The 20413-nt window shown below is 58.5% G+C and carries 14 protein-coding genes; 8 read left to right on the top strand and 6 right to left on the bottom strand.

Translation table 11 applies throughout. The features are described from left to right. Positions 1-101: 101 nt before the first annotated feature. Together RMV17_RS16195 and RMV17_RS16190 are read right to left on the bottom strand one after the other, a co-directional pair. The gene (locus tag RMV17_RS16195) at positions 102-473 is read right to left on the bottom strand and encodes a response regulator (RefSeq protein ID WP_311881151.1); all 372 of its coding nucleotides are present in this window, start codon (positions 471-473) and stop codon (positions 102-104) included. A gap of 130 nt (positions 474-603) precedes the next feature. Further along, positions 604-1620 (bottom strand): GlxA family transcriptional regulator, encoded by a 1017-nt coding sequence (locus RMV17_RS16190; RefSeq protein ID WP_311881149.1) that lies wholly within the window; start codon positions 1618-1620, stop codon positions 604-606. A 202-nt stretch (positions 1621-1822) separates the two neighbouring features. On the opposite strand from RMV17_RS16190, the gene RMV17_RS16185 reads away from it, so the two are divergent. The 7 genes from RMV17_RS16185 to RMV17_RS16155 all read left to right on the top strand — a co-directional run bounded on the left by RMV17_RS16185 (position 1823) and on the right by RMV17_RS16155 (position 13822). Next, on the top strand, positions 1823-2494 hold the full coding sequence (locus RMV17_RS16185; protein WP_034155425.1) for a response regulator transcription factor: 672 nt from the start codon (positions 1823-1825) through the stop codon (positions 2492-2494). A 47-nt stretch (positions 2495-2541) separates the two neighbouring features. Then, positions 2542-8013, top strand: coding sequence for an AAA family ATPase (locus tag RMV17_RS16180; protein WP_311881147.1), 5472 nt, complete (start codon positions 2542-2544; stop codon positions 8011-8013). 297 nt (positions 8014-8310) lie between these two features. Then, on the top strand, positions 8311-9711 hold the full coding sequence (gabP, locus tag RMV17_RS16175; RefSeq protein ID WP_311881146.1) for a GABA permease: 1401 nt from the start codon (positions 8311-8313) through the stop codon (positions 9709-9711). Positions 9712-9800: 89 nt separating this feature from the next. Next, the gene (locus RMV17_RS16170) at positions 9801-10901 is read left to right on the top strand and encodes a GlxA family transcriptional regulator (RefSeq protein ID WP_311881145.1); all 1101 of its coding nucleotides are present in this window, start codon (positions 9801-9803) and stop codon (positions 10899-10901) included. 125 nt (positions 10902-11026) lie between these two features. Then, complete coding sequence (locus RMV17_RS16165) at positions 11027-11440, top strand: PaaI family thioesterase (RefSeq protein WP_311881144.1); 414 nt, start codon at positions 11027-11029, stop codon at positions 11438-11440. Between the two features lie 341 nt (positions 11441-11781). Further along, entirely contained in the window at positions 11782-12720 is a 939-nt protein-coding gene (locus RMV17_RS16160; RefSeq protein WP_311881142.1) for a hypothetical protein, read from the top strand. Between the two features lie 139 nt (positions 12721-12859). Further along, the gene (locus tag RMV17_RS16155) at positions 12860-13822 is read left to right on the top strand and encodes an HNH endonuclease (RefSeq protein WP_311881141.1); all 963 of its coding nucleotides are present in this window, start codon (positions 12860-12862) and stop codon (positions 13820-13822) included. Between the two features lie 276 nt (positions 13823-14098). On the opposite strand, the gene RMV17_RS16150 is transcribed toward RMV17_RS16155, so the two are convergent. Continuing rightward, positions 14099-15958 carry an ABC transporter ATP-binding protein gene (locus RMV17_RS16150; RefSeq protein ID WP_311887058.1) on the bottom strand — a complete coding sequence of 620 codons (1860 nt, stop codon included), beginning with the start codon at positions 15956-15958 and terminating at the stop codon, positions 14099-14101. A 282-nt stretch (positions 15959-16240) separates the two neighbouring features. Here RMV17_RS16150 and RMV17_RS16145 point away from each other — a divergent pair, with 282 nt between their 5' ends. Further along, positions 16241-16498: a DUF2790 domain-containing protein gene (locus tag RMV17_RS16145; RefSeq protein ID WP_311881139.1), complete on the top strand. Its 258-nt coding sequence runs from the start codon at positions 16241-16243 to the stop codon at positions 16496-16498. A 44-nt stretch (positions 16499-16542) separates the two neighbouring features. On the opposite strand, the gene RMV17_RS16140 is transcribed toward RMV17_RS16145, so the two are convergent. The 3 genes from RMV17_RS16140 to RMV17_RS16130 form a co-directional block, all read right to left on the bottom strand. Then, positions 16543-17478 carry a LysR family transcriptional regulator gene (locus tag RMV17_RS16140; RefSeq protein WP_311881137.1) on the bottom strand — a complete coding sequence of 312 codons (936 nt, stop codon included), beginning with the start codon at positions 17476-17478 and terminating at the stop codon, positions 16543-16545. A gap of 479 nt (positions 17479-17957) precedes the next feature. Further along, positions 17958-18911, bottom strand: coding sequence for an aldo/keto reductase (locus RMV17_RS16135; protein ID WP_311881136.1), 954 nt, complete (start codon positions 18909-18911; stop codon positions 17958-17960). 22 nt (positions 18912-18933) lie between these two features. Further along, complete coding sequence (locus RMV17_RS16130) at positions 18934-20400, bottom strand: efflux transporter outer membrane subunit (RefSeq protein WP_311881134.1); 1467 nt, start codon at positions 20398-20400, stop codon at positions 18934-18936. Positions 20401-20413: the final 13 nt, after the last annotated feature.

Genomic DNA, 20413 nt, shown 5'->3' with positions numbered 1-20413 from the left:
AAATCAATGCTATGGCGTGGGTGTTGCGCGCGCAGTTGTCCATCGGTGTGTGCGGATTACGCATGGGGCGAAGGGAGGTATACGAAGGTATCGGGCAGCTTCTACACGGGAGGTGTCTGGTTCAGGGCCGTGTCGATGTAGTTGAGCAAGTCTTCGGGCGGGAACGGTTTGGGCAGGCAAGCGATAACGCCGGGCACGCGGGTGTGGAATTCATCGGGATGGGCGGTGACGAAAATCACCGGGATGCGCCAGCCTTGCGCGCGCAATGCTGCGTGCAGTTGCGGGCCGTTCATGCCCGGCATCTGGATATCGGAGATCAGGCAGCGTGCCTGTGCCGGGCCTTTTGACTCAAGGAAGGCCCGCGCGCCCGGATAGGTAGCGACCTGATAACCGAAGGCGCGAAGCAACCCTGCGAGTGCATTGCGAATGGCCTCGTCGTCGTCAACCACGGCAATGACAACGTTGTGCTGCATAGGGCTCCCTGGCCGGATGGGCACGCATGGCGACTCCTGTCGTTCTTGCACCATACGCCGTTGGCACCGGCGCAAAACTATACCTAGGTATAGTCCGTCGAGACTTTTTGAGCGTCAGCGGTTATCGGTATCAGCCTTCGCGGCTGAAGCGGCGGCGGTAGTCGCGCGGTGAAATCGACAGGTGACGCTGGAAGCAGGCGCGCAACCGCTCTTCATCACCGAAGCCGCAAAGGCGCGCAACTTTGTCGATGGTGTGCGCCGAGTTCTCCAACATGCGCCTGGCCGCTTCGAGGCGGAACAGTTCGATGGCTTTGGACGGCGTGCGCCCGGTGCTCTGTTTGTAGACCCGGGTGAAATTGCGCAGGCTCATTTTCGCCTGTTCGGCGAGTCGCTCGACAGTCAGTTTCGGATCGTCGAGGTGATCGATCAGCCACAAGTGCAACGGGTCGAACTGCGGGCTGTCCTGCACCTGCGATTGCAGCAGCGTGCTGTATTGCGCCTGACCACCGGGGCGCTTGAGGTACACCACCAGCTCGCGGGCAACCTGCAACGCCACCTCGCGGCCGTAATCGACCTCGACCAGCGCCAGGGCCAGATCGATACCGGCCGTGACTCCCGCCGAGGTCCAGACCTTGCCCTGCTGGATGAAGATCGCATCGGCATCCACCTCGATCGCCGGGAAACGCTCGCGCAGGGTGTCGCACATGGCCCAGTGCGTGGCAGCGCGGCAACCGTCGAGCAAACCGGCCTGAGCCAGCAGGAAAGCGCCGCTGCACACCGACACCACCCGCCGCGCGACAGGAGCATTACGCCGCAACCACGCGGTAAGTTCGGCGTGCTCGTCGAGGGTCTGGCAGATATCGGGTGCGCCGGGTACGACGAGGGTGTCCAGCGCGGCAATGTCCAATTCGCGCAGCGCTCGGGTGTCCACGGCCAAACCTTCAACGGTATTGACCAAACCACCCTCAAGGCTGGCGGTGTGCAACCGATAACCGGGTTGGCCTCTTTCGGCCAAGGTTCTGCTCGCAGCCCAGAACACCGTTTGCGCGCCACTGAGGTCGAGCAGGCTCATTCGCGGGTAGGCAATAAACACCACGTCGCGCAGTTCAGGCGTAGCGGTGAAGGACGGCTCGGGAATGCTGGACATTGAAATCCTGCCTGTTCAAACGGCTGAAGAAGGAGGGTGGAGGGCATGGCCGATTTTCAGGGGTTTCTGGCCTGTCGGCAATGCGCACCGACTGCTAGCCTGCTGCGCGACCGTTTGGCTGGCCTCTGGCTGCGTTCGCCATCATGGACTAGATTTATTCACCTGCACATCGCACGCGTTGCGATCTCGCCGAGGACTCACGATGACCCTGTGGTCGCATTCCAGCCCCAGCGCAAGCCCGCCCGTGCTGAGGGAACCGGTGGTTTATGTGGTCGACGATGACGCCTCCATGCGTCAGGCCCTCGACGGTTTGCTGCGTTCGATCGGCCTGCAGGTGCAGACCTTCGAAACGTCCCGGGACTTCCTCGCTTCGGCCAAACGCGACGCGCCCGGTTGCCTGGTGCTCGATGTGCGCTTGCGCGGCGAAAGCGGCCTGACCTTTCAAGAGCAGATGGAAAAAAACGGCCTGCGTATTCCCGTCGTGTTCATGACCGGTCACGGCGATATCGCCATGAGCGTGAAGGCGATGAAGGCCGGCGCGGTGGATTTCCTGGCCAAGCCTTTTCGTGATCAGGACATGCTCGACGCGGTGGCCAGTGCCTTGGCCCGTGACAGTGCGCGGCTGCTCGCCGAACAATCCGGCGCGGCGTTACGCCAAGCCTACGACTCATTGACGGCACGTGAGCGCGAAGTGCTAGGTTTCGTCATTGGCGGCCTGATGAACAAGCAGATCGCCGCGCAACTCAACCTCAGCGAAGTGACGGTGAAAGTCCATCGCGGGCAGGTCATGAGGAAACTCGCTGCACGTTCGGTCGCCGACCTGGTGCGTATCGCCGAATCGCTGGGCATCGAGCCGGCGCGGCGGACAAGTTGAACTGAACTACCGCGCGTGACAGAAACCTTCTGACGGTGTCGACTCCGATGGCCAGCAAACAACAGATTTTGTGGGACGACGGCGAGCGGGTGTTCTCCCGCAAACGAGGACAGGGGGAGGGCAGTGCCAGCGTGCTGATAGTGCGTCCGGCAATCGCTCAGCCGTTGCCTGCAACCCTCGACCGGCTGGCGCATGAATACGACCTCAAAGACGCTCTGCACAATGAATGGGCGCTGCAACCGCAAGCCCTTGAACGTTCGGGCGGAACCACGCACTTGCTATTCGACGACCCCGGCGGCGAGCCGCTGTCGCGTTTGCTGATCGCGCCGCTGGACACTGAAACCTGCCTGTTGCACGCGATCAACATAACCGTGGCGCTTGGCCGTTTGCACCTGTGCGGGCTGGTGCACAAGGATCTCAAACCGCAGCACATTCTGGTCAATTGCCACGACGGCCAGGCTCGTTTGATGGGGTTCGGTCTGGCCTCGCGACTGCCGCGCGAACGTCAGGCGCCCGCGCCGCCAGAAACCATTGCCGGCACCCTGGCCTACATGGCGCCCGAACAAACCGGTCGGATGAATCGTTCGATCGATTCGCGCAGTGATTTGTATGCCTTTGGTGTGACGCTGTACCAGATGCTCACCGGCTCGCTGCCGTTCAACGCCAACGACCCGATGGAGTGGGTGCATTGCCACATTGCGCGGCAACCGATGCCTGCATGCGAACGCGTGGCCACGGTGCCGCTGATGCTCTCGCGGGTGGTCATGAAACTGCTCGCCAAGACCGCCGAAGCGCGCTATCAAACCGCCGTCGGCGTCGAACATGACTTGCGTCGTTGTCTGGACGATTGGCGTCGGGCGCGGCGGATCGATGTGTTCACGTTGAACGAACAAGGCGCGATCGATCGCTTGCTGATCCCGGAAAAACTCTACGGTCGTGAGCGCGAAGTGCAAACCCTGCTCGACGCTTTCGCCCAGGTGGTGCAGACCCCTTCGCCGAAGCTCGTGCTGGTGTCAGGCTACTCCGGCATTGGCAAGTCCTCGGTGGTCAGTGAACTGCACAAAGTGCTGGTGCCGTCGCGGGGATTGTTCGCCGCCGGCAAGTTCGATCAGTACAAACGCGACATCCCCTATGCGACGCTGGTCCAGGCCTTTCAAGGATTGGTGCGAACGCTGCTGGGCAAGCGTCGCGAGGTGCTCGCTGACTGGCGCGCGGCGTTGTTGCAGGCACTGTCACCGAATGCACGGTTGATGACCGAGCTGATCCCGGAACTGAAGTTGATTATCGGTGAGCCGCCAGCGGTGCCGGAGCTTGAACCGCAGCAGGCGCAGCAGCGCTTCATGGGGGTGTTGCAGCGTTTTATCGGCGTGTTCGCTCGCCCGGAACATCCGTTGACGCTGTTTCTCGATGATCTGCAATGGCTCGACGCAGCAACCCTCGATCTGCTGGAAGTTCTGCTGACCCGCTCGGAGCTTGGGCATCTGCTGCTGGTGGGCGCTTACCGCAATAACGAGGTCGATGCCGACCACCCGCTCAGCGGCAAACTCAAGACCCTGCGCAATGATGGCGTGCGCATCGACGAGATTCGCCTGACCTCGCTGGCCGGCGTGCACATCGAACAGCTGATCGCCGAATCCCTGCGCTGCCCACCCGCGAGCATCGTTGCCCTGGCGCGGCTGGTGCTGGAAAAGACCGGCGGCAATCCGTTTTTCGTCATCCAGTTTCTTCATGCGTTGGCCGAAGAACAGCTGCTGATCTACGACCACCAATTCAACCGTTGGCGCTGGGATCTGGCATTGATCAACGCCAAGGGCTACACCGATAACGTGGTCGATCTGATGGTTGGCAAACTGGCGCGTCTGCCGTTGGACACGCGTCAGGCCTTGCAACAATTGGCCTGCCTGGGCAACGTGGCACGCATCGACACGCTGGCCACCGTGCTCGACCTGCCGGCGGCGCGGGTGCACGCGGCGCTGTGGCCGGCGGTGCGCCAGGAACTGGTGGCGCTTCACGACGGCGCCTGTGCGTTTGCCCACGACCGTATTCACGAGGCGGCATACTTACTGACCGCGGAAACCGAACGTGCGCAAACCCATCTGCGCATCGGCCGTTTGCTCGCTTTGCAGACGCCGGCGGAGGGGCGTGAAGACGCGATCTTCGAAATCGTCGGCCAACTCAATCGCGGCGCCAGCCTGATCAGCGCCCGGGCCGAACGCGAACAACTGGCCGAATTCAACCTGCTCGCTGGTCAGCGTGCCAAGGCTTCGACCGCTTACACCTCAGCGTTGAGTTACTTGGGCGCGGGTGCGGCGTTGCTCGGTGAACACGGTGATGACAGTCGCCATGAACTGGGTTTCGCTCTGGAACTGAACCGCGCCGAGTGCGAATTCCTCACCGGGCAACTGGCGCTGGCCGATGCGCGCCTGACTGCACTGGCCGAGCGCGTCGAGACCACGGTAGAGCGGGCGGCAGTCACCTGTTTGTTGATGGATGTCTGCCTGCTGCTCGACCGCAGTGACCGCGCGGTGAATGTGTGCCTGACCTATTTGCGTCAGGTCGGCATCGAATGGACGGCGCACCCGGACGATCAGCAAGTGCGCGACGAATACCAACTGATCTGGAAACAGCTGGGTGAACGCAGCATCGAGCAGTTGATCGACCTGCCATTGATGGAGGATCCGGACTCGCTGGTAACACTGGATGCGTTGGGCAAACTGTTGGCCCCGGCGTTGCAGTCCGATGCGAACCTCGCCTGCCTGACCATATGCAAAGCTGTCAGCCTGAGCCTGGAGCACGGTAATTGCGACGCTTCCTGCATGCTCTACGCCAATGTTGTGCGAGTCGCCGGGCGGCGCTTCGGCGACTATGCCAGTGGTTACCGCTTTGGCCGCTTGGGCTGCGATCTGGTCGACCGCCGTGGCCTTGCGCAATACGAAGCGCGTACCTACCTGTGCTTTTCGATCTTCGTGGTGCGCTGGATGCGCCCGGTGCGCGAGTGCCGCGAATTGCTGCGGCGTGCGCTCAGCGCCGGCAACCGCACCGGCGATTTGCCCTATGCAGCCTACGCTGGCAACAGCCTGATTTCCGACTTGCTGTTCATTGGCGAGCCGCTGGCGGAAGTGCAGATGCAGGCTGAAACGGGTCTGGCTTACGCGCAAAGAATCCGCTTCGGTCTGGTGATCAGTTTCATGAGCTGCCAACGGGCACTGATCCGCATGTTGCGAGGGCAGACCCCGGTGTTTGGCAGTTTCAATGATGAAGCATTCGATGAGACACGCTTTGAGGCGAACCTCGCCGCTCCGGACCTGGCCTTGGCTCGCGGCAAGTACTGGGTGCGCAAGTTGCAGGCGCGTTATCTGGCCGGGGATTACGCAGCGGCCGCCGACTGCGCGGCGCTGGCCCGGGAGCTGTTGTGGGTGATCTCGTCGTTTTTTGAAGAGGCCGAATATCACTTTTACGCAGCGTTAACGTTGGCTGCCCATGGCGAAGCCGATACCGACCGACTGCAACGCTTGGGCGAGCACCACGATCAACTGCAAATCTGGGCGCAACAGTGTGCGGAAACCTTCGCCAGCCAGACGGCGCTGGTCGCTGCCGAAATCGCTCGGGTCAGCGGGCAGTTGATCGAAGCCGAGATGCTGTACGAGCAAGCGACTCAGTTGGCCAGGGACAACGGCTTTGTGCATGTCGAAGCCTTGGCCAACGAACTCGCAGCGCGGTTCTACAGTGCCCGTGGGCTGAGCAAAATCGCCCGCCTGTACCTGCAAGATGCGCGCTACGGTTACTTGCGCTGGGGGGCTGAGGGCAAGGTGCGGCAACTGGAGCGACAGCACCGTTATCTGCGCAATGAAGAAACGGCCCCCGGTCCGACTGCGACCATCGCCACCCCGGTCGAGCATCTGGATCTGGTCACGGTGCTCAAGGTGGCCCAGGCCGTTTCAGGCGAGATCGTGCTTGAGCGGCTGATCGAAATGGTCATGCGTACCGCCATCGAACAGGCCGGTGCCGAGCATGGCCTGCTGATTCTGACCGAAGGCGAGGCGCCGTATCTTGCCGCGAAAACCAGTGTCGGTGACGACAGCACGTTGCTGTGCCATGAACCGGTAAGTTCGTCAGTGCTGGCCGAATCGGTGCTCTACCAGACCCTGCGCACCGGTGAAAATCTGTGCCTGGACGATGCCGTCGCCGATCCGGCATTTGCCGCTGATCTGTACATTCATCAACGCGGCGCCCGCTCGATCCTGTGTCTGCCGTTGATGAATCAGGGCCGGATTGCCGGGGCGCTGTACCTGGAGAACAATCTGTCTGCGGGTGTGTTCAGTCCGGCGCGCATTGCCGTGTTGCGACTGGTGGCTTCACAAGCAGCGATCTCGCTGGACAACGCGCGGCTGTATCGTGATGTCGCCGAGCGCGAGGCGAGAATTCGCCGGCTGGTCGACGCCAACATCATCGGCATCATCGTCTGGAATGTCGACGGTGAAATCATTGAGGCCAATGACGCGTTTCTGCGCATGGTCGGTTACGAGCGTGACGATCTGCTGTCAGGCAGGGTGCATTGGCGCGACATGACACCGCCGCCACTGCGCATGAAAAGTGAAGCAGCACTGGCGACCGCGATCCGCACGGGGCGCACCCAGCCGTTCGAGAAGGAATACATCCGCAAGGATGGCAGTCGCCTGCCGGTTATCGTCGGTCTAGCGGCGTTCGAGGCCAGCCAGCAGCAGGGCGTGGCGTTCGTCCTCGACCTCAGCGAACGCAAACAGGCCGAAGAACAGGTGCGCGAAGGTGAACGCCGTTATCGCCAGGTACAAGCGGAACTGGCCCACGCCAACCGTGTGGCGACCATGGGCCAGTTGGCAGCGTCCATCGCCCATGAAGTCAATCAGCCAATCGCCGCCACCGTGACCAATGCCAACGCGGCGTTGCGCTGGCTCGGCGCGCAACCGCCCAACACTGATGAAGTCGAGCAAGGCCTCAGACGCATCATCAATGACGGTAACCGCGCGGCCGACGTGCTCGGCCGTATCCGCGCATTGATCCGCAAGACGCCACCGCAACGCCAAGCGGTCGACCTCAACGCGGTGGTGGGTGAGATGGTCGGGTTTACCCGTGGTGAAGCGACCCGCTACGGAGCGGTGGTTACCACACAACTGGTCAAAGATTTGCCCGCCGTACTGGCCGACCGGATCGAGTTGCAGCAGGTTTTGCTCAACCTGATCGTCAATGGGCTGGAGGCCATGGCGGTGATGGAAGAGGGCGAGCGTCGGCTATTGATTACCAGCGAGTCTGTCGGTGAGGACGTGCAGATTATGGTCAGCGACTCCGGGCCGGGATTCGCCTGCGATCGGGTGGAGGAGGTCTTCACCGCGTTCTACACCACCAAATCCACCGGGCTGGGGATGGGGTTGTCGATCTGCAGGTCGATCATCGAAACCCATGGCGGGCGTTTGTGGGCGGAGGTGAACACGCCGCGTGGAGCGCGGGTAGTTTTTACGTTGCCGGGGTGTGCGGGAAGGTGAGGGCGAGATGGGGTATCTGTCGTCAGATACTTGGTGACTTGTTGGTGTTCATTGCGACCAATTGGTTTCGGTATGTCGATATCAGACACAACCATGGCGCAATCAGGCTACTGAGTCATCCGGCAGGCCGGGTAAGGTGACGCGTCTTCACGTCAAAATAATCCCATCCAGATCATGGGGTTGATAAGAACTGCGGCGGTTGGAAGGACTTCTTTCGGGGGGTTCAGCAGGCAACGATCGTGCTCGTTTGCCCAGTCAACTTGCTTAAATGTCGTTTAGCAGAGAATAAAAAAACCAATGATCAGCCCGAACTCCATGGATTCGAGTAGCCAATTGGCGCAGGGCTTCAAGCCTCGTCACGTCACCATGCTGTCCATTGCCGGGATTATCGGCGCCGGATTGTTCGTAGGCTCAGGGCACGCCATTGCCGCAGCGGGGCCAGCGGTTCTGCTGGCTTATCTGTTTTCGGGTTTGCTCGTCGTGCTGGTCATGCGCATGCTCGGTGAGATGGCGGTGGCCAATCCGGACACCGGCTCGTTCTCGACCTATGCCGACCAGGCCATCGGGCGCTGGGCCGGCTTCACCATTGGCTGGCTCTACTGGTGGTTCTGGGTTCTGGTGATTCCTATCGAAGCGCTCGCCGCCGGGCATGTGCTGAACCAATGGTTTCCGCAGGTCGATGCCTGGTTGTTCGCGTTGGGCTCGATCATTGCGCTGGTAGTGACCAACCTGTTCAGCGTGTCCAAGTACGGTGAATTCGAGTTCTGGTTCGCCATGGCCAAGGTCGTGGCGATCATTGGTTTTATCGGCGTTGGTTTTGCCGTGTTGATGGGCTGGATTCCCGACAGAGAAGTCAGTGGGTTGAGCGGGTTGATGGCCGAGCACGGCGGGTTCGCGCCCAACGGATTGTCGGCGGTGGTCGGCGCGTTCATCACCATCATGTTCAGTTTCATTGGTACTGAGGCGGTGACCATCGCCGCTGCCGAGTCGAATGACCCGTCGCGCAACATTGCCAAGGCCACGCGCTCGGTGATCTGGCGTATCGGCGTGTTTTACCTGCTGTCGATCTTCGTGGTGATCTCCGTGGTGCCCTGGGATGATCCGTTGCTGGCCTCGGTCGGCTCTTATCAGCGCGCCCTGGAAATCATGAACATTCCCCATGCCAAGTTCATGGTCGACGTCGTCGTCTTGATCGCCGTGGCCAGTTGCATGAACTCCTCGATCTACATTGCCTCGCGCATGTTGTATTCGCTCGGGCGCCGTGGCGATGCGCCGAAGATGCTCAAGGCGACCTCCTCGGAAGGTGTGCCGCGCGCCGCGGTTATCGCCAGCACGGTGATCGGTGCGTCGATTACCGTGTGGAGCTATTTCATGCCCGCCGGGCTGTTTCAATTCCTGCTGGCCAGTTCCGGCGCGATTGCCTTGCTGGTGTACCTCGCCATCGCGGTATCGCAGTTGCGCATGCGGCGGATTTTGCAACAGCGCAACGTCGAACTGACCTTTCGCATGTGGCTGTTTCCCTGGCTGACGTGGCTGGTGATCGTATTCATCTGCGCCGCGCTGGCGGTGATGATGATCACTCCGGAACATCGCACCGAGGTCACCACAACTATTGGCCTGGCGCTGGCGATTTCCTTTATTGGTCTTTTGACGTCGCGTCATCCTGCGCCAGCGGCGAGGGTCACGTCGGTGGGGTAGGCGGTTGCGCCGAACCTGATAATCCCCTCGCGAAACGCGCGGGGGAATGCCAGACGCTTGTGTCGCAGCCCGACTCTGAAGAGGACATGATGTCATCGACCCCCACCGTGGCCGACGCTACGACTCAATCCGTTGGCTTTCTGCTGTTGGATAAATTCACGCTTATGTCGCTGGCGTCCGCCGTCGAGCCATTGCGCATGGCCAATCAACTGACAGGGCGGACGCTGTATCGCTGGCATACGTTCAGCCCCAATGGCGCGGCGGTCTGGGCCAGCGACGGTGTGCCGATCACCCCGGATGGATCGTGGAGCAATCCCTCCGTGGCGGACACGGTTATCGTCTGCGGTGGTGTCGGCATCCAGAGCGCAATCACCCGCGAACACACGGTTTGGCTACAAGCGTTGGCGCGTCAATCGAAACGCTTGGGCGGAGTGTGCACCGGTAGCTGGGCGCTCGCCAAAGCCGGGTTGCTCGACGGCTACGAGTGCAGCGTGCACTGGGAATTTCTCGCGGCCATGCAGGAGGCTTTTCCGCGCGTCAATGTCAGCACCAGTCTGTTTACCCTCGACCGCAACCGCTTCACCAGCTCCGGCGGCACCGCACCGCTGGACATGATGCTGCACCTGATTGCTCGTGATCATGGTCGTGAACTGGCCAGCGCCATCTCCGAAATGTTTGTCTACGAGCGCATCCGCAACGAACAGGACCAGCAGCGCGTGCCGCTCAAGCACGTGGTCGGTACGCATCAGCCCAAACTGCAAGAAGTGGTGGCGTTGATGGAGGCCAATCTCGAGGAACCGATCGACCTGGATAATCTGGCCGAATACGTCGACCTGTCACGGCGACAGCTGGAGCGGCTGTTTCAGAAATACCTGCAATGCACGCCGTCGCGTTACTATTTGAGGTTGCGGCTGATTCGAGCGCGGCAACTACTCAAGCAGACGTCCTTGTCGATCGTTGAGCTGGCATATGTCTGCGGTTTCGTCTCCACTCCGCATTTCTCCAAATGCTATCGCGAGCACTTTGGCGTGCCGCCGAGCGACGAGCGCTCCGGTTCTGAGATGAGCCGTAAATTGGTATCGCCGCCGTCAGTGACCAAACCGATAACAACGCTCGATCAGGCACGCAACGAATCGACGTTTGCCAGCGTTCGGATGATGGAGCGCACGGATCTGGCGTCGACGGGCTGATCGCTCGGGACGGGTTATCACTGCAGATTCCGCATCCGTATAGTTCTTGCGCCATCAGGCGATTGCCCATAAACCCTCCTGTTCAGGTCAATGAAGCCGGTGAGTCACCGGCACCAGGAGGAATCATGGACGCCAGCGCAATTCCCGAAGGTTTCGCCCCATTTACCCGCAGCAGTCCGTTGCTGGATTTACTGGGCCCGATCTACGCCAGGGGCAGCGGGTTGCAACTGGAACTGGGTTTATTGACTGACTCACGCCATGCCAATGGCCGTGGCACCTTGCATGGTGGTGTATTGGCGACATTGGCCGATGTCGGGATGGGTTATGCCATGGCGTTTTCCAGCGACCCTCCGCAGCCATTGATCACGGCGAGCATGACGCTGGATTATCTCGGCGCGGTGAAAATGAATGAGTGGCTGGAAGTGCGTCTGGAGTACTCAAAAAAAGGCCGGCAACTGGCGTTTGCTGCTGTCAGTTTGCATGTCGGGGAGCGAAACGTTGCGCGGGCCAGTGCGGTGTTTGCGGTGCCGGTGGGTTGAAAGTGCCGGACTCATCAAGACGTTGTTAGGCAATAGACCGCCGTCATGATGCTCCGCGGGTGAGTGTTCTCGAATTGCTGTGAATACCTGCCTCTGGCCGAAAGCAGCCATTTACGAATGAGGTTTTCGGTCAGAATCGGATGGTGCTGGCACATCGCCATGTCCGTAGGTATGATATCAATTTTGAAATCTTTATTGAGGGGGCTCGCCGAGAACAAGGTAATATATAAATACTGAATTTATCAAGTTGATTATTAGTGTGATTAGAAACTCACGCCTATCGATTTTATATCAGTCCGATTCATGATAAATAAAAATCAAATTATACAAGGAAGTGCTGGGTGGCTACCAATGCAGGCAATATAAAAGCAATATACTCGGACTGGAATATTTTTCAGGACATCATTCAAGACAGAAAAAGCTCTCGTCTTGTAGAGAATTTGAACGCTGGAAGGAATAAGGGATACTTGACGCCATACTCTCATGCTCACATTAGTGATTTGTTGAGATGCTCTAACGCGAGCTATATCAAGAACGACCTTGAGCAGTTGGAAATAATTACGGGGAAATGGTGTATAGGTCAGCATAAAAATGGCTCAGGATTCTGCGTGGATAAAATGCCACCCGGATTAGTGTATGAGGCAATGGAGGCGGATCAAAAAAACACACCGGAGCTGAAAGGTTTCAAATTCGAGTTTCAGTCCTATATAGTTGATGTGGCCAAACTTTCCGGTGAAAATGTTCTGGTTCCTTTCTTAGAGCGTTTCCACGGAGTAATGTCTCCGGAGCTACTTGAAAGCTTCGTAGATCACCTTCAGGAAAATGGCCTCGCAGATCACAAGCTCCAGAGAGGTTTTAGGAACTCACTCATTGAAGTCGTCAGATTAAACCACCCGGCCGCTGAAGAAATAAGAGAATGGCCAATATATAGTTACTTACTTTCGACGCCAGAGGAGATTGAGCGGAATTTTATCTCTATTTTTCAATCTTTTCTTAGTGTTGACGGTCGTTCAATAGATACGATTAGTGAAGAGGATAAATTCACGATCGCCTACGGAATTCTCGATTTCTTTCCCGTCTTTAAAGAAAAAATTGAAAAGAAAAACAACCTGAATAACATGTTTACCGATGCATTGCATGTATATATAGCTTCCAAGTGCTCATATTTTATTTGCGGGGATAAAAAGTCAGTTGCGAAAGCCAAGATTATCTATCGTGCCTTCCAAGTAAAAACAAAAATTTACTATGTGGATGACTTTATAAATAATGTAGAACTCTAGAATCATATAGGTGACTTTCGGATTTTTATTGCGCTGTGCTGCATAAATGAATTGCTGCATTTTTAACGCGGCTTTTAAGGTTGTCGGACAGGTTTTCGAAAGTAGATCTGCCAACGTTTTTTCCCAGAGGCATAATAAAATGAGTCGTAACTTTAGAGCGTTAAAGCCTGAGATTTTAGAGAAATTCAAGCACCAGTGTGCTTACTGCGGAGTCAAACTTTACGATCCGTTAATGGCGGATATCGAGCACTTCTATCCAAAGTCCACCTACCCGCATCTGGCTCTTGATAAAAGCAATATGCTTATAGCGTGTCGAGCATGCAACATGATTAAGGGCGCGAGATTTCCTATTGCTGATGACGGGCGGCCGTTACTACTAAATCCGTTGCATGATGATTTTTCAAAGCACATAAAGCAAAATGAAAACGGATACTTGGAAGGGTTAACGGAACAGGGAGAGGTAACGATATCCGTATTGCAATTAAATCGACCTTCGCTCATAGAGCAACGCATACTAGAACTTATTGAAAACAAGTTCTCTGGTGGTAAGGTATTATCAGAACATGATGTCTTTATGACATTTACAAGCAGTATGCAAAATGTCATTGAGCTCAATGGTATTAAGTTGGATGATGGTAAAAGCTTGCAAAAACAAATGGCGTACATGCTTTATGCGAATGTTATTACCTCTTTGGAGACATATCTGTGCGACCGGTTTATATCACTCGTTCAAGGTAATAAGGGGAATCTCCGGGCCTTCGTTGAGAGCTTCATTGAATATGGTCAAGAAAAATTTGTTATTGCTGAATTATTCAAGGTGCATGAAGGGATAGAGGCGAAAGCAATTGAGTCAATGAAAAGCGTTCTGTACCATAACTTACCAAAAGTAAGTGGTATGTACAGGGAGACATTTGGGGTTGATTTTCCTGTTTTCACAGAAGTGTTTAAAAGTGTATTGATTCGACACGATCTGGTTCATCGTGCCGGTAAAACGAAAGCTGGTGATTTTCATGATTTGACTGCTGAGTCGGTCGAGATAGTTGTTAGTGAATGCTCAAAGTTCGTAGAACAGTTGGAAAAGGAGTTGAGCGCCAATACTTGAATGTTATTGTTCGGTCTAGCAGATCGCTTGCTGCAGCAACTGAATGGTTAGCGGTCGAAGGCGGGCTTCGGCAAGTCCGCTCGCGACCGTTTGCTGCACCGAATCCGTAATCGATGAATAGCGGTGCGTCGGACTCCAGTACTAACTTGTTCATTTGGGCAAAGAAAGTTCGAAAGAGCCGCCGGAGCATCTTTCCTGCGCAGTTAGGAACGCTGTAAACACCGTCGTCCATGGTCATCGTCGATGACAAAGAAGTCAGCTCCCGAATCAATCCCCTCAAGCCTGATCCATCGCCGTCGCCACGCCCTGATCCTCACCCAGAAACCCGCCACTCTGATGCTGCCAGAGCCGTGCATAGATGCCGTTCCTGCTGAGCAATTCAGCATGAGTCCCTTGCTCGATAATCCGCCCCTCATCCATGACAATCAGTCGATCCATCGCCGCAATCGTAGACAAGCGATGGGCAATAGCGATGACGGTCTTACCCTGCATCATTTCATCAAGACTTTCCTGAATGGCCACTTCGACTTCAGAGTCCAGCGCACTGGTGGCTTCGTCGAGCAGCAGGATCGGCGCGTTCTTCAGCATCACCCGCGCAATGGCGATGCGCTGGCGCTGGCCGCCCGAAAGCTTGATGCCGCGCTCGCCGACCAGTGTGTCGTAGCCGCTGTGACCTTGCTTGTCGCTGAGTTGGCTGATGAAACCGTCGGCCTGCGCATTGGCGGCGGCGCGGCGGATATCTTCGTCGGTGGCGTCCGGGCGGCCGTAGGCGATGTTGTCGCGTATCGAGCGGTGCAGCAGGGACGTGTCCTGGGTGACCATGCCGATGGCGCTGCGCAGACTGTCTTGGGTCACGTGCGCGATGTTCTGGCCGTCGATGCGAATCTCGCCGCTGTCGACGTCATAGAAGCGCAGCAGCAAGTTGATCAGCGTCGACTTGCCCGCACCAGAACGTCCGACCAGGCCGATTTTCTCGCCGGCGTGGATGTTCAAACTCAAATTGTCGAGGACCTGACGTTCGCCGTTGTAGTTGAAATTGACCTTGTCGAACGTCACCGCGCCGCCCGCCGGCACCAACACAGTGGCGTTCGGTGTGTCCTGCACTTTAGGGCCGCGGGTGAGGGTGGCCATGCCGTCCTGCACGGTGCCGATGTTTTCGAACAGCGACGTCATCTGCCACATGATCCAGTGCGACATGCCGTTGATGCGCAGCGCCATCGCGGTGATCGCCGCCACCGCGCCGGTGCCGACCTGGCCCAGATGCCACAGCCACAGGGCATAGCCGCCGGCGCCGATAATCAGCCCGACCACCAGCGCCTGATTGACGATCTCGAACTGACTGACCAGACGCATCTGGCGGAAACCGGTGAGCTTGAAATCCTCCATCGCCGCGCGGGCGAAGTGCGCTTCACGTTTGGAATGCGAGAACAGTTTCACCGTGGTGATGTTGGTGTAGGCGTCGGCAATGCGCCCGGTCATCGATGATCGCGCATCGGCCTGTTCCTGGCCGACTTGGCCCAGGCGCGGCACAAAATACACCATGGCCAGCCCGAACAACGCGACCCAGATAATGAACGGCAGCATCAGTTTCAAGGCAAAGCCGCCAGCCAGAGCGATGATCGCAATGAAGTAAACGCCGATGCCGGGGGCGATTTCGATGAGCGTGAACAAGACTTCGCGCACCGCCAATGCGGTCTGCATGACCTTGGTCGTGACCCGCCCGGAGAACTCATCGGAGAAGAATGAAAGGCTTTGCCGCAGCATCAGTCGATGGAAGTCCCAGCGCAGCCTCAACGGCAGATTGATCGCGAGGACCTGGTGCTGGACCATGGTGCGCAGCGCCACCAGCCCGATGCTGATGAACAGCACGATGCCGATGCCCCACAGCATGCGACTCTCTTGCGCGTTGACCCCGCCGCCGGCCTGCCATGTCGAGAGCAGATCGACGACTTGGCCGAGAAAGGAAAACAGCCACGCTTCGTAGATCGACACGCCGGCACTGAGCAGCGCCAGTGCGAGAATATAACCGCGTGCACCGCGCGTGCAGGCCCACAGGAACCGCATCAGGCCAACGGGCGGAGGGGGCGCTTCGTCGGGGGGGAAGGGGTCGAGCCGTTGTTCAAACACGCGCAGCATTGTGGTCTCCGAAATCATCAGGGTCAGGGGATTCTGCCATTGAATGGCGGCTTTGCGGGTTTGCACTTCAAAGACTTCTCTCCGTTCGAGGAGGGTTCTTGCGCCTTACTTCGGATCACACAGCCGCAAACCCTGCTGATACGTATGCTGCCATTCACCTCCGATTTGGCAACAGTGTTTGTCCCAGCGCCCGATTTTTCCCGCCACCGTCATTCCCTAGCATCGTTCTCAAGCCGCCAGCAATCACGCTGAAGCGGCCCACTCAACGAGACGGTGAACCTCATGAACACAATGAAAATCGCAATGGCGTTACTGCTTGGCAGTCTGGGCGCACAGGCCTATGCGGATTCAGCGCCGACGCAAAACCTGCCGGTCGAAACCTATGCCTACTCGACCAAACTCGACATCGAGCACGTGATCTCGATCACCGAGCCGGCCAATGAATGCGCGCCGGTGCCGGTTCAGATGACTTATGAAGACTCCCATGGCGAGCGCCATGTTCTGCAATACCAGGTCATGGGCACTGGCTGCTCCAGTTGATTCACTGCAGAGAAGGGAGGGTCGACACTCCTTGTCTGCTGCACTCAGTCTCTTCTTGCACCCGCGATATGCTCATCCGATGCCAGTAACTCCGGGATCGACTGCTTGAGAAAATCCACCCAGGTTTTGGTTTTCGCATCAACGAACTTGCGCGACGGATAGATCGCGAACAGGTTCAACTCCTCCAGCCGGTACTCCGGTAACACCCGCACCAACGTCCCCGCCCGTAGACCATCCACGGCCGATGCTATTGGCTGAATACCGATGCCCATGCCTTTTCTGATCGCGATGGTCATGCCGTCGGCGGTGTTGATGTGGAAGGGTGACACCGGAATGGTGATGGTCTCCAGGCCTTGCGGCCCCTCGAACGTCCAGTGTTCCACCGGCATCACCGTGTTGACGATGCGCAAGCACTCATGTTCGTTCAGGGCAGCGGGCGAGTGTGGTGTGCCGCGTTTTTCCAGGTAGGCCGGCGAGGCGCAGAGAATGCTGTAGGTGATGCCCAGACGTTGCGCGACGAAGCCGGAATCAGGCAGTTCGCGGGCCAGTACGATGGACATGTCGTAGCCTTCTTCGAGCAGATCGGGCACGCGGTTGGTCAGGGTCAGGTCGAACATCACCGTGGGATGAATTTCTCGATAGCGGGCGATGGCGTCGATCACGTAGTGGTTGCCGATGGCTGACATCGCGTGGATTTTCAAGCGGCCCACGGGCAGGGTTTGTGCGGTGCCGGCTTCCTCGTCGGCCTCGCGGACATCGTCGAGTATGCGTTCGCAGCGTTGCAGGTAGCGCAGGCCGGCTTCGGTCAGGGCGAGGCGGCGGGTGGTGCGGTTGATCAGGCGCGTGTGCAGGCGGGCTTCAAGGGCAGACACGGCTTTGGACACGTTGGTTGTGGTGGTGTCGAGCAACTCGGCGGCCGCCGTAAAGCTGCCGCTTTGCACGACGGCGACGAAGAAACGCATGCTCTGGAAAACGTCCATCGTTGTTCCGCCTTATGGTGGGTTGTGTGGTGTTGGTGAGTCGGTGTTCGCTTTTAATGGCGGCCCCTCACCCTAACCCTCTCCCGGAGGGAGAGGGGACTGACCGAGGTGTCTCGCGTTATCCGCCGACCTGAAAGGCCTTGGCGATTATGGATTCGACGCATGAGCGTCCCTCACCCTAACCCTCTCCCCGAGGGAGAGGGGACTGACCGGGGTGTCTTGCGCTGTCCGCCGACCTGAAAGGCCTTGGCGATTATGGATTCGACGCATGAGCGTCCCTCACCCTAACCCTCTCCCCGAGGGAGAGGGGACTGACCGGGGTGTCTCGCGTTATCCGCCGACCTGAAAGACCTTGGCGATTATGGATTCGACAAAGCATTCTGGATGTTCACATCACTTGAACATCCCCCAATCAGGCTCCCTCTCCCTCCGGGAGAGGGCGGGGGGTGAGGGTTGCGCTGTGCGTCACACCATCAACCTCAAGCCGGACGCCGCGCAATAAACCCCGGCACCCCGGTTTCCACCACCGAATTGAAACGGATCCGCGTGCTGATGTCTTCCTTGATCTCACGCATCGCCCGCTGCGGCAATGTCGCGATCTCAAAATTCTCCTGAATATGCGCTGGCGTCGCCGAGGTCGTCAGAAACGCCGTGCCACGCTGCACCGCCCACGCCAGTGCCACTTGCGCCGGGGTCTTTCGCACATGCCGGGCAATCCCGCTCAGCACCACATCCTCCAGCACGTTCGGCGCCATCCCGTGGCCCAACGGCGCGAACGCCAGAAGGATGATGCCGTGCTGTTGGCAGAACTCAAGCATGTCCCATTCCGGCAGGTACGGGTGCGACTCGATCTGCACCACGGCCGGTTTGATCCGGGCGTGTGCGACGATCTCTTTCAGCGCTTCCAAAGTAATGTCCGACAAACCGATGGACTTGCAGCGACCTTCATCCACCAGACTTTCCAGCGCACGCCAGGTGTCGAGCAAAGTGACCTCGCCATCGTAGATGACATGGCCGAACACGTCCCGTGGGTCCTGATCATCTCCCGCCTGAAAAGCAAACGGCGTGTGGATCAGGTAGCAATCGATGTAGTCGGTTTGCAGACGCTGACAGCTCGCCTCGAAGGCCGGCTTGACGCGCTCGGGCCGGTGGTTGGTGTTCCACAGTTTGGTGGTGATGAACACGTCTTCGCGACGAATCCGGCCGGCAGCGAAAACCTGCTGAAACGCCACGCCGATCTGCGCTTCGTTGCGATAACGTTCGGCGCAGTCGAAGTGGCGGAAACCCACTTCCAGCGCGCATTTGACCGCTTCGGTGGTGGTGCTCAAATTGCGGAATAACGTGCCAAAGCCAACGGCCGGCATCGAGCCTGCACCGTTGTTCAGCGGCCAGCGGGTGTCGCGAAGCGCATCGTGAAAGGCTTCGTAGGTCATGGTTTTTCTCCAGTGTCGGTGGTTACAGCGGTGTGTGTTCTTTGCCTGCACGGGTGGCAATTTTTTGCTCGAAAACGCCGACGGCATTGCCGCCCAGCGCGACGAACAACTGCACGGTGTCGAGATAGCGCGTGGTCTTCACCTGAATCTGCCCGAGCAACGCTTGCTCGTAGGCACGTTCGGCTTCGAGCACTTGCAGAACGCTGTTTTCGCCTTGGGCGTAAGCCTGTTGGTTGAGTCGCAAACTGCTGTCAGCGGCGCGCAACGCATCGTCCTGCGCAAGACTTTGTTCGGCGCCGTGATGGATCGCCTGCAAGCTGTCCGCGACCTGGCCGAACGACTGAATCACCGTTTGCTGATAACGCGCGAGTGAGGCGTTGTAGCCATCGACGGCGGCCTGACGCTCGGCTTTTAGCGTGCCGCCATTGAAGATTGGCGCGGTCAGCCCGGCAGCAAAGCCCCACAGCGCGGCACCGCCATTGCCGGAAGCGGCTTGCGCCAACGAGGCCGACAGTTCCATGCGCGGATAGAGATTGGCCGTCGCCAGCCCCACGGCCGCGCTGGCCATGTGCAATTCGGCTTCGGCCTGGAGAATGTCCGGGCGGGTGCGCGCGGTTTCCGAGGGCAGGCTGACCGGCAGCGTCGTTGGCAGGGCAAAGTCGTTGAGGGTGAAGTCCGGCGCGATCCAGTCGGCCGGGCCTTTGCCAGCGAGGATCGACAAGGCATGCCGCGCCGCATCACGCTGTTGGGCGAGGGGCGGCAACAGGGTGCGATCCTGCGCGAGGCGGGTTTCGGCCAGCGACACATCGATGCGCGTGGTGCTGCCGCTCTGTTGGGCGCGGCGCACCAGATCAAGGTTTTTCGTGTCATTGGCCAGTAGCGTTTGCACCGCCGCGATCTGTGCGTTGGCCGAGGCGATGAGTAACGCCTGTCGGGCCACTTCGCCGGTCAATGTGAGGTAGGCCGCTTCGTAGCGGTGTCTGTGCAAATCAGCCAACGCCTGCTGGCCTTCGACTTCACGTTTGATGCCGCCGAAAGCATCCAGATCGAATGTCACCCGTGGGCCGATGGCGTAGACATTGGCAACGCTCGGCTGCGGTCCGTTGTGAGTGCGTTGCCGACCGCCCGCCGCCGCAAAATCCACTTGCGGGTACAGCGCGCCTTCCGCCGCTGCAACGGAGGCCGCCGCCTGGCGCAGGGTCGCATCGGCGGCGACCAGTTCGAGGTTGCCGTCGATGGCGCGGCGCATCACTTGATCGAGTTTCGGCGAGCGCAGCGTGGTCCACCAATCGCCGTTGATTCCTTGGCCCATGTCGAAGCGTTGCGCACCGGACGACTGCTCGGCTTGCTCATCGTAGTGCGCTGAGGAGCCGGTGGCCGGGCGCTGGAAATCGGGGCCGACGGTGCAGGCCGAGAGCATCACCATCAAGGCCAACGCACTGAAGGCACCGGGGATTGCAGAACGAGTGAAGCGCGTAGACGTTTTCATTTTGCAGACTCCA

It is taken from the genome of Pseudomonas sp. VD-NE ins, assembly GCF_031882575.1.
GTDB classification, from domain to species: Bacteria; Pseudomonadota; Gammaproteobacteria; order Pseudomonadales; family Pseudomonadaceae; genus Aquipseudomonas; species Aquipseudomonas fluorescens_BZ.
Note: the sequence above shows the minus strand (reverse complement) of the source record. Positions and strands in the feature narration are given on the sequence as shown.

What these genes read in the sequence shown, in the direction of transcription:
- RMV17_RS16195 (WP_311881151.1), bottom strand. Translation starts at nt 473, where the DNA reads ATGCAGCACAACGTTGTCATTGCCGTGGTTGACGACGACGAGGCCATT.
- RMV17_RS16190 (WP_311881149.1), bottom strand. Translation starts at nt 1,620, where the DNA reads ATGTCCAGCATTCCCGAGCCGTCCTTCACCGCTACGCCTGAACTGCGC.
- RMV17_RS16185 (WP_034155425.1), top strand. Translation starts at nt 1,823, where the DNA reads ATGACCCTGTGGTCGCATTCCAGCCCCAGCGCAAGCCCGCCCGTGCTG.
- RMV17_RS16180 (WP_311881147.1), top strand. Translation starts at nt 2,542, where the DNA reads ATGGCCAGCAAACAACAGATTTTGTGGGACGACGGCGAGCGGGTGTTC.
- gabP (WP_311881146.1), top strand. Translation starts at nt 8,311, where the DNA reads ATGATCAGCCCGAACTCCATGGATTCGAGTAGCCAATTGGCGCAGGGC.
- RMV17_RS16170 (WP_311881145.1), top strand. Translation starts at nt 9,801, where the DNA reads ATGTCATCGACCCCCACCGTGGCCGACGCTACGACTCAATCCGTTGGC.
- RMV17_RS16165 (WP_311881144.1), top strand. Translation starts at nt 11,027, where the DNA reads ATGGACGCCAGCGCAATTCCCGAAGGTTTCGCCCCATTTACCCGCAGC.
- RMV17_RS16155 (WP_311881141.1), top strand. Translation starts at nt 12,860, where the DNA reads ATGAGTCGTAACTTTAGAGCGTTAAAGCCTGAGATTTTAGAGAAATTC.
- RMV17_RS16150 (WP_311887058.1), bottom strand. Translation starts at nt 15,958, where the DNA reads ATGCTGCGCGTGTTTGAACAACGGCTCGACCCCTTCCCCCCCGACGAA.
- RMV17_RS16145 (WP_311881139.1), top strand. Translation starts at nt 16,241, where the DNA reads ATGAACACAATGAAAATCGCAATGGCGTTACTGCTTGGCAGTCTGGGC.
- RMV17_RS16140 (WP_311881137.1), bottom strand. Translation starts at nt 17,478, where the DNA reads ATGGACGTTTTCCAGAGCATGCGTTTCTTCGTCGCCGTCGTGCAAAGC.
- RMV17_RS16135 (WP_311881136.1), bottom strand. Translation starts at nt 18,911, where the DNA reads ATGACCTACGAAGCCTTTCACGATGCGCTTCGCGACACCCGCTGGCCG.
- RMV17_RS16130 (WP_311881134.1), bottom strand. Translation starts at nt 20,400, where the DNA reads ATGAAAACGTCTACGCGCTTCACTCGTTCTGCAATCCCCGGTGCCTTC.